A 14,424-nucleotide genomic window follows, 5' to 3' on the forward strand; every position below is an offset into this window, starting at 1 on the left:
GAATTCTGTTCGACTCCTATTTATTCGAAAATAAGTAGTAAGTCTTTGTACATATTGCTATGAACACTCATCACTCTCGTGAAAGAATTGGTTGATTTAAATTTTTGACTGCCAACCCTAAGGTTAAGCAGTTTCGATTAACTCAACACCTGTGAGTGTCCACACAGATTTGCTTGATAAATTGTTAAAGAGCGTTGACCACACACTGAGTTTTCAGCGGGTCAGGGCTGCGTATTCTACGCATTCCCGTTAATGCGTCAAGTAGTTTTTTCAACTTTCTCAACACTCATCGTTTAGCTCGCTAACCGATGAACTGCTTGGCTTTCTTTGCTTAACTTACGTTACGCTGTCTGCCGTGTCAGTGGATGCGCATTATAGGGAGATTGAGAAAGTCCGCAAGGGCTTTTTTGATAAAAATGGATCTTTTTTTAATACTTTCAGTTAGTCACACAATACCCCCACTTTATCCTCAGACTTATCCACAAAATGGGTTTTAACGGTTAAATTTGCTACAGCGATGGGTTTGCTTTAATGGCTATCAATGAGAATGAAATGATGTTCTATGGGGAATAACGACGATTAGCGATATAAAGAAGAGTAAGAATGTAATCCGGATGACACGAGAATCAGCGCGAGGCTTATTTAAAGAGGAAATAAAAAGGCAACTTAGATAAGTTGCCTTTAGTGTGCGTTCTATTCTACTTATTCAGTAGGCTTAATCTGTCAGCAGATTAACTTAACTTGCCGTGACATTGTTTGTACTTGCGACCTGAGCCACAAGGACAAGGATCATTACGACCCACTTTCTCACCATCACGGATCATCGGTGCTTGCGCAGTGACAGCTTCATGCTCATCACTACCGCCAACAAGCGACTCTGCCGCTGCGTGTTGATAGTCGCGCTGGATCTTGGCATCTTCTTCACGACGACGCGCTTCCATTTCTTCCACATCTGACTGAGCTTGAACTTGTACTTTCGACAGCACACTGATGACGTCATGTTTCAAGGTGTTCAACAGTTGTTGGAATAACTCAAACGACTCACGCTTATATTCTTGCTTTGGATTTTTCTGTGCGTAACCACGTAAGTGGATACCTTGACGCAGATGGTCCATCGCCGCTAAGTGTTCTTTCCACAGACCATCGAGCGTTTGTAGCATAACGGCTTTCTCGAACTGGCGTAGCACTTGCGCGCCAACCATTTCTTCTTTCGCCTTATATGCATCGCCCCAAGCAGTGATAATACGCTCACGTAGACTCTCTTCATGCAGATCGTCTTCTTTATCTAACCATTCCTGGATAGGTAGTTTGAGCATAAACTCTTGGTGTAGACGTTGCTCTAAACCTGGGATATCCCACAGCTCTTCTACTGATTGCGGTGGAATATACTGATCGATTACCGCGCCAATCACATCGTCTTGAATGTTTTGGATAGTATCTTCAATGCTTTCCGCATCCATCAACTCGTTGCGCTGGGCGTAAACCACTTGGCGCTGATCGTTAGCTACGTCATCAAATTCGAGTAATTGCTTACGGATATCGAAGTTACGGGCTTCAACTTTACGTTGAGCGTTTTCGATTGCGCGAGACACCCATGGATGTTCGATCGCTTCACCTTCTTCCATGCCCAGCTTTTTCATCATGCCAGAGACACGATCCGAGGCGAAGATACGCATTAAGCTATCTTCCATCGACAGGTAGAAGCGTGATGAACCTGCGTCACCTTGACGACCCGCACGACCACGTAACTGGTTGTCGATACGGCGTGATTCGTGACGTTCAGTACCTAGGATGTGTAAACCACCTGCGGCAACGACTTCATCATGACGAACTTGCCAGTCGGCTTTGATCTTAGCTTTTTGATCAGCAGTTGGATTATCGAGCGCATCGATTTCCATGTTCCAGTTACCGCCAAGCACGATATCGGTACCACGACCTGCCATGTTAGTGGCAATAGTCACAGCGCCAGTACGACCTGCTTGGGCGACTATTTCAGCTTCTTTTTCATGGAATTTCGCGTTCAATACTTGATGTGGGATTTTTTCCTGCACCATTAAGCGCGCTAACAGTTCAGACTGTTCGATTGATACCGTACCCACCAATACTGGCTGACCACGATCGCGGCAATCTTTAATGTCTTTGATGATAGCTTGATATTTTTCATCGGCGGTCAGGTAAACCAAATCCGCCATATCCTTACGCACCATTGGGCGGTTAGTCGGCACAACAACTGTGTCTAATCCATAGATGTGTTGGAATTCGAACGCTTCAGTGTCGGCTGTACCTGTCATACCTGCCAGCTTCTCGTATTGACGGAAGTAGTTCTGGAAAGTGATCGAAGCCAATGTTTGGTTTTCGTTTTGAATGTGCACGCCTTCTTTGGCTTCGACAGCTTGATGTAAGCCTTCTGACCAACGACGACCTGGCATAGTACGACCCGTGTGTTCATCGACTATGATGACTTCGTTGTCTTGTACTATGTAATCCACATCACGCTCAAACAGCGTGTGCGCACGGAGCGCCGCGTTAACATGATGTAACAGGGAAATATTTGCAGCAGAATAGAGTGAGTCACCTTCGGCTAACATGCCGCGCTCGATCAGCAGGTTCTCTACTTTTTCTTGACCACGTTCGGTGAAATGCACTTGTTTGGCTTTTTCATCGATGCTGTAGTCACCCTCACCCACATACTCTTCAGAGTCTTCTTTATCCTGACGGATAAGATTTGGGATAAGCAGGTTGATCTTGATGTAAAGCTCAGAGCTGTCTTCAGCGGCACCAGAGATGATCAGCGGTGTACGTGCTTCGTCGATTAAGATTGAATCCACTTCATCGATTAGGGCGTAATGCAACGGACGTTGTACCCGTTCTTGCGGCGAAAACGCCATGTTATCGCGCAAATAATCGAAACCAAACTCGTTGTTGGTACCGTAAGTGATATCGGCGTTATAGGCATCTTTCTTTGCCTGCTGACCGAGACCTGCCACATTGATGCCTACGGATAAACCGAGGAACTCAAACAGCGGACGGTTATTCTCGGCATCACGACGTGCTAAGTAATCGTTCACGGTAATCACGTGAACGCCTTTGCCCGTCAATGCGTTTAAGTATGCAGGTAAAGTTGCCGTTAAGGTTTTACCTTCACCCGTACGCATCTCAGCAATACGGTTACTGTCGAGCACCATACCACCGAGTAACTGTACGTCGAAGTGGCGCATGTCAAATACACGCTTAGACGCTTCACGTACTGTCGCAAACGCTTCAGCCATGATGCTATCTAATGAAGCGCCGGCAGCTAAACGCTCACGGAACTCAGCGGTTTTCGCTTTTAAAGCTTCATCGGTTAATTTTTCATAATCAGCTTCTAGTGCGTTAATGCTAATAACGATCTTTTGAAGCCCTTTAAGGGTGCGGTCGTTGCGACTACCAAATACTTTTGTCAGTAATTTACCAAACATCTGAATCACTTATTCTCTGTAGGCCAAGTCCATGATGGAAACTAGAAGCCAATGTTTCAATTAACTTGCTTTGCGGTAGACAAACTTTTGTGGATCTATCTGCTGTCCGCCGCGCAACACTTCATAATGCACATGAGCCCCAGTTGAGCGCCCAGTGCTTCCCATACTGGCGATAGCATCGCCTTTTGCGACCACATCACCTACAGTCACTGACAAAGCTTTATTATGGCCATAACGCGTATGTAAACCGTTACCATGGTCTATTTCGACCAACTCGCCATAACCGAACATGTTCCCAGCCCAAGTTACTACGCCTGCAGCAGTCGCAACAACTTTGGCACCTTCTCGGCCGGTAAAATCAATCCCCTTATGCACAGTCCTGCGACCGTTGAAAGGGTCATTACGTAATCCGTAGGGCGACGATAACCAACCTTTATCGAGTGGGATCCCTGATATATAACGTTCATCATCTATATGGTGGTTAGATGACACTGTTTCAAGTAGTGAAAGCTGAACATTATTATTGTCAATTCGTGATGCCAACTTATCCATATCGTCGATAAGCTGTCCGAGCTCGATGTTAGTGCCTAATTCGCTCAAACCACCCACACCCACTTCGGATGAGAAATCAAAATCTTCATCCAATTTGTTCTGCTGGGCAACTTGTTGACCTAAGGCTTCGAGACGGGTGATCTTGGCTTGCATACGTGCAACATGAGTCACTAGCATAGCCAGTTGAGACTCGGTAGCACTTTTTAGCTCTAAGACTTGTTTCTTTTGTTGTTCGCGTAAGAGACGATCGTTATCGACACTGGCTTGCTGATCTTGAAATCGAGCTGAGTTGTGTTGATAAATACCGGACCCAGTGGCCAACAATAGTATTGGAAGTAGCAACCAGCGTTTACTGGGCTGCCAGCGTGTGACGCCATTCCGACCTTGAATAAATACTGTTACACTCATAGCCTAATTCAGCCATCTTATTATCATATGAAAAAGCCCCCTCAAGATCTCAGCCAATTACTGCATCAATCGGGCAAATTACCCGACCTTGCTGAGAAAGCGGAACTACTTATGTATCTGAATCATCATGTGAAGCAGATTATCGCAGGTCCTGTTGCGGAGCAGCTAAAAGTCGCTAATTTCCGCCAGGGTGTTCTTGTGGTTGAAACCACTTCGGCGGCCTGGGCTGCACGAATTAATTTCCAAAAGCCGAAGCTACTAGCGCAGCTTCAAGCAGAAACGCTCCCAATCCTTACCGCAATTGAAGTTAAAGTCAACCCGAGATTAGCAATGTATGACGCAAAGCCTAAACAGGGACACAAAGAATTAAGCCCTGCGGCAGCGGAGCATATTGCGGCATTAGCGGAAAATATTGGCGGTTCACTGGGCGAAAAACTAAAACGGCTGGCCTCATTGGCCAGCCGTGATAAATAATCTCACCGCTTTTTAAGCAAATACAGCGCCACCTGGCACGGTAAAGCTGACGGGAACATCGGCTTCTTTTTCAAAGCTAACCAACTCCCACGCATCCTGTTGCGCCAGTAAAGCACGCACCAATTGGTTGTTCAGCGCATGACCGGTTTTATACGCAGTAAACTCACCTAAAATAGCGTGTCCTGCCACATATAGATCACCAAACGCATCTAGAATTTTGTGCTTAACAAATTCGTCCTCATAACGCAGGCCGTCGGGATTAAGGACGCGATATTCATCAAGTACAACTGCGTTTTCCATGCTGCCGCCCAACGCTAGGTTGTTGGCTCGCAGATATTCGATATCACGCATAAACCCAAAAGTACGGGCGCGGCTGATATCTTTCACGAAAGCAGACGTTGAAAAGTCCATCACCACGTGCTGCTGGCTACGAGCGATCTCTGGGTGCGCGAAGTCAATTTTAAAATTGACTCTAAAACCTTTAAAGGGTTTTAGCTCGGCCCATTTGTCGCCATCTTCAACACGCACAGGGCGCTTAATCTTTAAGTACTTCTTAGGTGCGGCCTGCTCTTTAATACCCGCAGACTGCAATAAGAAGACGAATGGGCTCGCACTGCCATCCATAATAGGAATTTCAGGCGCGTCCACTTCGATTACGGCGTTATCTATGCCTAAACCCGCAAGTGCTGCAAATAAATGCTCAATGGTCGAGATACGAATACCTTCGTCATTGACAAGTGCCGTACACATAGTGGTTTCACGAACTTGCTCTGCCTTCGCTGGAATGGCGACGGCAGGACTCAAATCGGTGCGCACGAGTACGATCCCTGAATTAACGGGCGCGGGCATTATGCTCAAAGTGACCTTGTTGCCAGAATGCAATCCGACACCAGTAGTTTTCACCATTTTCTGAACAGTTCTTTGAAATATCATTCAGTTACCCGTTTATATGCCAATTATAAAGCCTAATATTTGTACACTCAGCGTCGGCAAATTGGCCGCACTGGTTCAACATAATAACATAACTTTATTATGTCACACAAATGCAGCTATGCTGTGGTATTGCCCAAAACGAACAACACCTCACATATACGCTGGACTCAAACGCTATCGCTAGTCGGCTTGCTTACGCAAAAATGCTGGAATATCAAGATAATCCAACTCATGCTTTGTCGATGGTGCAGGCTGTGGCGCTGGCTGTGGTGCCGCTGGCAATACGTTGCCTTTTGGCGCAGCGTAGTTCACATGTACCGCTTCTTCGACATAGGCTTCGACTTTTGGTTCCACAACCACTGGCTCTGGACGAGGCGCAGGCTTAGACACCAATTGAATATCTGGACGCTTTTCAGCACCAATACCCGTAGCAACAACCGTTACACGCAGCTCATCACTCATTTCTGGGTCGATGACAGCACCAACAACCACAGTCGCGTTGTCAGAGGCATAAGCCTTAACGTGATTACCCACGGTTTCGAATTCTTCGATACTCATGTCCATACCCGCAGTGATGTTAACTAACACACCACGCGCACCGGCTAAGTCGATGTCTTCTAATAATGGGCTGGCAACAGCGGCTTCAGCCGCTTCTTCTGCACGGTCTTCACCGCGAGCGACGCCTGTACCCATCATGGCATTACCCATTTCAGACATCACAGTCTTCACGTCGGCGAAGTCGACGTTAATCAGACCTGGACGAGTGATAAGCTCGGCAATACCTTGTACCGCGCCAAGTAACACGTTATTCGCTGCGGCGAACGCATCGAGTAAAGAAGTGCCACGGCCCAATACTTTTAATAATTTTTCATTTGGAATCGTGATTAACGAATCCACGTGCTTAGCGAGCTCAGCAATACCTTGCTCGGCATAAGCCATACGCTTTTTCCCTTCGAATGGGAAAGGCTTAGTCACAACCGCAACGGTCAGAATACCTTCTTCGCGAGCGATTTGAGCAACAACGGGCGCCGCACCTGTACCTGTACCACCGCCCATACCGGCAGCGATAAAGATCATGTCAGAGCCTTTGATTGCTGCGCGAATGTTTTCGCGGTCTTCTTCAGCTGCTGCACGACCCACGTCTGGGTTTGCCCCTGCTCCGAGACCTTTAGTGACATCGCGTCCTAATTGAATCGTTGAGCCTGCACCTGATTTTCTCAGGGCCTGAGCGTCTGTATTGGTAACGATAAACTCAACACCTTCAATGTTGTGTTTGACCATATGTTCGACAGCGTTACCGCCGCCGCCGCCAACGCCGATGACTTTAATCACCGCGTCGTCTGAGTGAGTATCCATGATCTCAAACATTGTCTGATCTCCGTGTTGCCTGCGTTATGAAAATTAAAATTCGCCCTTAAACCAGCTTTGGACCCGATTCCAAGCGCTAGTTACCCCTTGGCGCTCAGGACGTTCGAACTGACGTTCGATCACCCGTCGTGCACCGTAATGAAGCAGTCCGACTCCAGTGGAGTAAATAGACTGGTCCACGTATTCATATAAACCTTTGATCGGTAGCGGTGATGCTACGCGAACTGGCATGCCGAATGTCGCTTCTGCGATATCGACCACACCTTGAATCGACGCTGTGCCACCAGTGAGCACAATACCTGCGGCGATTTGATCTTCTAAGCCACTGTCTTTCAGCTCTTTGAGCACTAACTCAAACAGCTCTTGGTATCTTGGTTCTACTACTTCGGCGAGCGTGTGACGTGACATGCTCCGCGATGGACGTCCACCTACCGATGGCACTTCGATACTGTCTTCGCGGCTCACCATCGAGCTGCGCGCACAGGCGAATTGCACTTTAATTTGTTCAGCATGTGACGACGGCGTGCGAAAAATCTTCGCAATGTCGTTGGTCACTTGGTTGCCCGCAACTGGCACAACCGCGCAATGACGCAAGGCGCCGTTGGTATATACCGCTATATCTGTGGTGCCACCGCCGATATCGACGATACACACACCTAAATCTTTCTCATCGAAGGTCAGCACGGCATCGGCTGAAGCAATCCCAGAGAACACTAAGTCATCGACCTTAAGGCCACAACGCTCAACGCTCTTAGTGATGTTCTTCGCCATATCATTGGCGCAAGTCACTATATGTACCTTGGCTTCCATCCGCATGCCGGACATACCGATAGGGCTGCGGATGCCGTCTTGCACGTCGATCGCATATTCCTGCGGCAGCACATGTAAGATGCGACGTTCGGTCGGGATCTTCACCGAGCGAGCCGTGTGGATCACGTTATCGACGTCTTCCTGTGTCACTTCTTCATCGTTGATCGATACCATGCCGTTTTCGTTTTGGCAGGCGATGTGTTTACCAGAAATGCTCAGGTAAACCGATGACACTTGGCAATCCGCCATTAATTCCGCTTGATCGAGCGCACGTTGCACACTGCGAACTATCGAATCTAAATCATTCACGCCACCTTTATCCATGCCTCTTGAGGGATGGTTGCCAAGGCCGACTATGCTGATTTCGCCATCGGGCAGAACTTCGCCTATGATCACTGCGACCTTAGAGGTTCCTATATCCAATCCGACGATAAGGTTTCTATCTTGGTTTTTGATCATTAATTATCGGCTCTCTTGTTTGTGCATCGCCCCAGCCTACGGCCAACCCTGTGTCGTAGCGCAAATCTACTCTGGCGACGGATTTATCTTGTTTCGCCAAAACCGGATAAACAGTTATAAATCGCTGTATCCGTGCAATTTTATCTTCGCGACCTAAATCTAAAACGATGCCGTTTCCTAAGGTCGCGTGCCACGCATGTCGTGGCGTCAAATTCAAACTGGCTAAGGTAAAGCCATTAATCTTTAACAGTGAGTTGATCTGTGCATACACAGTCAGCACCTCAAGACCCATATCGTCTGGCCCTGATAACTGCGGTAAATGCTCCAGCTCTGGGTGCGATGGCGCTTCAAACACTTCGCCATGCACGTTCAACCAGGAGTCACCATTCCAATGGGCTGCTGGTTGCTGCTCCTGCAAATATACCCTGAGTTTCGCAGGCCACTCGCGTCTTACCGACGCGCGATACACCCAAGGTAAGGCTTCTAACGCCTGTTGCACTAAGGTGATATCAGCACTAAAAAAACTCCGCTGCATTAAATCCTGTAGTGCCACTTGTATATCTTTATCTGTGGTGTAAGCCCGCTCACCTTTGATGGCAACGGCCTCAATCGGCAAGGTGCTGGCATCGTTTAAAAATTTATGTAGCTGGTATCCACCAAATACAAAACTGGCCACGATGAAGAATAAAAAGCCAGCCCCGCTCCACAGATACCAATTAACCCGTGACATTCTTGCCCGCCAGTGCCGCCTCTTATCACTCCAAGACACGCTTCATTCCACCTTTAACGACACTCATTAAAAACCACAGAAAACCGGCCATTATATAGACCAAAATCCTTTGGTCAAAATTTCCTTTTCCTCGCAGATCAAGCGCTAAAGATCAGCTTGCTTGCGCAGGTAATTCCGCAACAGCAAAGCCCAATTCTGTTGTCGCTAACAATCGCGACAGGGCGCCAATATTACCCGCACCTTGGGTGAGTAATAAATCCCCCTCCTGCAATACATCGGGCAATACTTCTGCGAGCTGATCAGGACTGGCGATAAAGATCGGATCTAACTGGCCACGCAGACGAATTGAGCGACATAGAGCTCGGCCATCGGCACCTGTGATTGGCGCTTCACCCGCACTATAAACATCGAGCAACAGTAAGCAATCCACTTGGGATAACACTTCAACAAAATCTTCATACAAATCACGGGTACGTGTGTATCTGTGTGGCTGATACGCCATAACCAGACGTTTGTCGGGCCAACCTGCACGGGCGGCTTTAATGGTCGCGGCGACTTCACTGGGGTGATGGCCATAATCATCAACTAACATAACTTCGCCCTTGGGCGTAGCAAACTTGCCCAAGTGTTGGAAACGACGGCCTATGCCTTGGAACTCCACTAATGCCTGAGTAATGGCGCTGTCGTCGATTTCATCTTCGGTCGCGACCGCAATCGCAGCCAAGGCATTAAGCACGTTATGTTGACCCGGCAAGTTAAGCACCAGATCGAGATCAGCTTTGCCTTTACGTCTTACAGTGAAACGACACTGATGCCCTTGCTGACTGAAATTCAGCGCTTGCACGTCCGCATCGCCACTAAAACCATAGGTCACGAGTTGACGGCCAATCCGCGGCATGATTTCACGCACCACAGCATCGTCGATACACACAACTGCGACACCGTAGAAGGGCAAGTTATGTAGGAAATCCACGAAGGTCGATTTCAATTTCTCGAAATCACCGCCATAGGTATCCATGTGATCGGCTTCGATGTTAGTCACCACACTGACCATAGGCTGCAAATGCAGGAAGCTCGCATCACTCTCATCGGCTTCGGCAATCAAGTAACGGCTGGTGCCTAATCTGGCGTTGGTACCGGCACTATTGAGCAAGCCACCAATCACGAAGGTAGGATCCCGTCCCGCTTGACCGTACACGCTGGCGATAAGGCTCGTTGTCGTCGTTTTACCATGGGTGCCAGCAATCGCCACACCATGACGGTAACGCATCAACTCGGCTAGCATTTCGGCGCGACGCACGATAGGAATACGTAATTCTTTGGCAGCAAGGATTTCTGGGTTTTCCAGATTAATCGCCGTGGAGACCACAACCACATCCACTTGCTGCACGTTTTCGGCAGCATGACCAATTTGGATCTTGGCACCGAGCAAACACAATCTGTCGGTCACGGCATTTTGCGCGATATCCGAACCACTCACCTGATAGCCTTCGTTCACTAACACTTCGGCGATCCCGCCCATGCCCGCGCCGCCAATGCCGACGAAGTGAATACGCTTAATACGGCGCATTTCTGGGATCATGCTTCTCAGTTGTGCATATCTTTCTGTCTTAGTCATGCTTATCCTTTCTCAGCAAGGCTGATGCACACTGCGGCAACTTGTTCAGTCGCATCCAGTACGGCAACGTCTCTCGCTCTTTGGCCCATACGGGCTAATTCTGTTCTGTCATTGGCGAGCAGTTGTAATTTACTCGCCAGTTTATTCACGTCCAAGATGGCCTGTGGCAATAGGAAAGCTGCGCCAGCCTCAACCAATACTTGGCCGTTACGGGTTTGGTGATCATCCACCGCATGGGGATAAGGCACCAGAATACTCGGTAGCCCCACCGCCGCTAACTCAGACACAGTCAGCGCGCCAGCTCGGCACAATACCACATCAGCCCAGCGATAAGCGGCTTCCATGTCGTCGATAAACTCGGCGATATTCACGCCGCCATCTTGCCCATGTTGCTGATAAGCCGCCTTCACGCCCGCAAGATTATCTTTACCCACTTGATGCCAAACCGTTACGGACTGCTGCTGACTTAGAATCGCAACCGCTTCAGGCATAAGGTCGTTAAAGACTTTTGCGCCAAGGCTGCCACCGACCACGAGCACTTTTAAAGCTTTATCAGCCTCAGGCTTTGGCTGCGCACCTAAGGCAATCAGTTCTTGGCGAATCGGATTACCAACCACCTTGGCCTTCACTGTGGTAAAAGTATTTTTAAAAGCACATAACACTCGCGTCGCAATCCGCGACAACAACTTGTTGGTCATCCCTGGGATGGCATTTTGTTCATGCAGCACCAACGGAATACCGGCTAATCTTGCCGCCACACCACCTGGGCCACTGGCGAATCCGCCCATGCCAAGTACCACATCGGGTTTAAACTCAGCAATCACGGCCTTAGCCTGCAATATTGAACGCACCACTTTAAAGGGCGCCGCGAGTTTACGTATCAAACCATTGCCGCGCACACCTTTGATATCGATGAAATCTATATCAAATCCATACTGGGGCACTAAACGCGCCTCCATACGATCGGCCGTGCCTAACCAACGCACTTGCCAACCCTGTTGAGCTAAATGCTTAGCCACTGCCAGCGCCGGGAATACATGTCCTCCCGTACCACCAGCCATGACTAAAATACGTTTTCCTGTTGGGGTCATCACTTCAATCTCCCTTGCACGGCCTGAACTAATGTCATGCGCCGCTCGTAATCAATGCGCAGCAACATCATGGCTGCCGCCGTCATGACCCATAAACTACTGCCGCCGTAGCTGATAAAAGGTAATGTCAGCCCTTTGGTCGGTAACATGCCGATACTTGCGCCGACATTAACCACAGTCTGAAAACAAATCCAAATACCGATGGCATAGCCTAAATAACCTTCGAATGGCTTATCCATGGCTAGACATAAATTACCTAAACGAATCGATCTCAGCGCCACAAATAGCAGCACAGATAACACGGCAATAATGCCGATAAAACCTAATTCCTCGCCGATCACGGCAAAGATAAAGTCAGTGTGCGCTTCAGGCAAATATTCTAATTTTTGAATACTGTTGCCCAGTCCTTGACCAAACCAATCGCCACGGCCATAGGCCATCAAAGATTGTGTCAACTGGTAACCGCTACCGAAAGGATCTTGCCAAGGATCCATAAACGACGTCACCCGGCGCATACGGTAAGGTTCTAACAATACCAAAGCCACAAACGCCAACACGCCAGCAAAAATCAGGGCGAAGAAGTCGAGCAAACGTGCTCCCGCCAAAAACAGCAGGCCAACGGTACCGACGAACAACACCACAACCGTCCCTAAATCGGGCTGCATCAAAATCAACACAGCGTAAATGGCAAATACCGCAATCGGTTTATAGAAACCCTTAGCGTTCTCGCGCACTTCCTGATGACGACGCACTAAATAACCCGCCATGTAGATGGCAAAGGCAAACTTAGCGACTTCTGCCACTTGGATGCGAATTGGGCCTATCGATAACCAACGCGTCGCACCGTTTACCGTTGTACCGACCACTAATACCGCCAGCAACATCAAGCCTACAACCAATAGCAGCATGGGACTCCAGCGCTGCCAAGTTTGCATTTCGACTCTTAATACAAATGCCGCGATGGCTAAGCAACCCACTAAATAACCCACATGGCGAGTCATAAAATAAAACGGGTTACCTGTGAGGGTTTGCGCTTCGGGCATTGAGGCCGACATCACCATCACAAAGCCAAAGCCAATCAAAGACAACACAGCCGTGAGCAAAGCACGGTCGTACAATTGCACGCCCGGCACTTCGGTATCACGTTGCCAATTGGGCATTGCTGAACGCAAACGCCCAAATAGGCTAAGTTGTCTTACATCACTCGCCATTAAGTTGCTCCACAAGGTTTCTAAAATCGTCACCTCGAGCCATAAAGTTACTGTACATATCTAAACTGGCGCAGGCTGGTGACAATAAAACGATATCGCCAGAAGTTGCCAATTCAGCGGCCTTCGTTACCGCTGCCGCCATAGTGTCGACCTTCACCGCGCCGTCTTTTAACGCGGCAATCTTTTTGCCATCGCGACCTAAGGTAATGAGGTGTGTTACTTTCGCTAACGCCACGCCTAAAGGTTTAAAATCAGCACCTTTGCCGTCGCCGCCAGCAATCAAAATAATATCGCCTAAGTGATCACTCAAACCATCCAGCGCGGCAACGGTGGCACCGACGTTCGTCGCTTTCGAGTCATTGACATAGGTCACGCCATTCTTAATGCCAACCACTTCACAGCGATGGGATAAGCCGGTAAAGCTACGCGCCACTTTTGCCATCACCTGTTTATCAACGCCCACAGCATCCACAAGCGCCATTGCTGCGAGTAAGTTGGCATGGTTATGGCTGCCAATCAGGGAGACTTCAGTGATCGGCATGATTTCGCTGCTGCCGTGATAAATTTTGCTGTCGCTGATACCCCATTCGTCCGCTTCTGGCGCAGCTAAACCAAAACTGTTTTGGTTCATTGGCTCTGGCGGTACGGTCAGTTTATCGTCGCGATTAAACAGCACGGCGCGGCTTTGTTTGTATAAACGTAATTTAGCTTCGCGGTAGGCAGCGATATCGCTGTATCTATCCATGTGGTCTTCGCTGATATTCAAACAGGTCGCCACCACACACTTAAGGCTATGGGTGGTTTCCAATTGAAAGCTCGACAACTCAAGCACAAACAAGTCGGCATTTTCATGCAGTAGATCCAGCGCAGGCACACCGATATTGCCACCAACGGCAACGGCAATACCCGCTTCCCTTGCCATTTCGCCTACAAGCGTAGTGACAGTTGATTTACCGTTAGAGCCAGTAATACCGATAACGCAAGGTTTACGGTCAGCAATCTCACGGGCAAATAGCTCCACATCGCCAATCACTTCGATGCCCATATCCACAGCGGCACGCACCTCTGGGGTATAAGTGGCAATGCCGGGACTGATAATGATCTGCGTCGCTTGCACGAGATAACGGCAATCGAATCCGCCAGAAATCAGCTTCACATCAGGAAAAGACGTCGCTAATGTTTCGGCGCCCGGAGGCTGCCGACGACTGTCCATGACCAATGGCGTAATGCCCTTTCCACACAAATAGCGCACGACGGACAAACCCGTTGCCCCTAAACCTAACACTATGTGTGAATACTGATTTTGCATAAC

Annotated in this window: 11 protein-coding genes; 1 reads left to right on the forward strand and 10 read right to left on the reverse strand. The window is 48.6% G+C overall.

Going from position 1 to position 14,424, the window contains the following annotated elements; translation table 11 throughout:
• Positions 1-731 precede the first annotated feature (731 nt).
• Positions 732-3,458: a preprotein translocase subunit SecA gene (gene secA / locus Q4Q52_RS10450; protein ID WP_311990572.1), complete on the reverse strand. Its 2,727-nt coding sequence runs from the start codon at positions 3,456-3,458 to the stop codon at positions 732-734.
• A gap of 60 nt (positions 3,459-3,518) precedes the next feature.
• Entirely contained in the window at positions 3,519-4,418 is a 900-nt protein-coding gene (locus tag Q4Q52_RS10455) for a M23 family metallopeptidase (protein WP_268650145.1), read from the reverse strand.
• A gap of 27 nt (positions 4,419-4,445) precedes the next feature.
• Between Q4Q52_RS10455 and Q4Q52_RS10460 the strand changes: the two genes are divergently transcribed.
• Positions 4,446-4,892, forward strand: a complete 447-nt coding sequence (locus tag Q4Q52_RS10460) for a DUF721 domain-containing protein (protein ID WP_006079900.1) — start codon at positions 4,446-4,448, stop codon at positions 4,890-4,892.
• Positions 4,893-4,904: 12 nt separating this feature from the next.
• On the opposite strand, the gene lpxC is transcribed toward Q4Q52_RS10460, so the two are convergent.
• The 8 genes from lpxC to murD form a co-directional block, all read right to left on the reverse strand.
• Entirely contained in the window at positions 4,905-5,825 is a 921-nt protein-coding gene (lpxC, locus tag Q4Q52_RS10465; protein ID WP_011845621.1) for a UDP-3-O-acyl-N-acetylglucosamine deacetylase, read from the reverse strand.
• Positions 5,826-6,005: 180 nt separating this feature from the next.
• Positions 6,006-7,193 carry a cell division protein FtsZ gene (ftsZ, locus tag Q4Q52_RS10470; RefSeq protein ID WP_006079898.1) on the reverse strand — a complete coding sequence of 396 codons (1,188 nt, stop codon included), beginning with the start codon at positions 7,191-7,193 and terminating at the stop codon, positions 6,006-6,008.
• A gap of 33 nt (positions 7,194-7,226) precedes the next feature.
• Positions 7,227-8,462 carry a cell division protein FtsA gene (gene ftsA, locus Q4Q52_RS10475; RefSeq protein ID WP_006079897.1) on the reverse strand — a complete coding sequence of 412 codons (1,236 nt, stop codon included), beginning with the start codon at positions 8,460-8,462 and terminating at the stop codon, positions 7,227-7,229.
• On the reverse strand, positions 8,443-9,192 hold the full coding sequence (locus tag Q4Q52_RS10480; RefSeq protein ID WP_311990573.1) for a cell division protein FtsQ/DivIB: 750 nt from the start codon (positions 9,190-9,192) through the stop codon (positions 8,443-8,445). Before Q4Q52_RS10480 ends, ftsA begins: the two co-directional genes overlap by 20 nt.
• A 151-nt stretch (positions 9,193-9,343) precedes the next feature.
• The gene (gene murC / locus Q4Q52_RS10485; protein ID WP_311891943.1) at positions 9,344-10,810 is read right to left on the reverse strand and encodes a UDP-N-acetylmuramate--L-alanine ligase; all 1,467 of its coding nucleotides are present in this window, start codon (positions 10,808-10,810) and stop codon (positions 9,344-9,346) included.
• Between the two features lie 2 nt (positions 10,811-10,812).
• Positions 10,813-11,901 (reverse strand): undecaprenyldiphospho-muramoylpentapeptide beta-N-acetylglucosaminyltransferase, encoded by a 1,089-nt coding sequence (murG, locus tag Q4Q52_RS10490; RefSeq protein ID WP_311990634.1) that lies wholly within the window; start codon positions 11,899-11,901, stop codon positions 10,813-10,815.
• Positions 11,901-13,112, reverse strand: a complete 1,212-nt coding sequence (ftsW, locus tag Q4Q52_RS10495; protein WP_006079893.1) for a cell division protein FtsW — start codon at positions 13,110-13,112, stop codon at positions 11,901-11,903. Before ftsW ends, murG begins: the two co-directional genes overlap by 1 nt.
• Positions 13,102-14,421 carry a UDP-N-acetylmuramoyl-L-alanine--D-glutamate ligase gene (gene murD, locus Q4Q52_RS10500; RefSeq protein ID WP_006079892.1) on the reverse strand — a complete coding sequence of 440 codons (1,320 nt, stop codon included), beginning with the start codon at positions 14,419-14,421 and terminating at the stop codon, positions 13,102-13,104. Before murD ends, ftsW begins: the two co-directional genes overlap by 11 nt.
• Positions 14,422-14,424: the final 3 nt, after the last annotated feature.

The organism is Shewanella sp. SP1S2-4 (assembly GCF_031932075.1).
Taxonomy (GTDB): domain Bacteria; phylum Pseudomonadota; class Gammaproteobacteria; order Enterobacterales; family Shewanellaceae; genus Shewanella; species Shewanella baltica.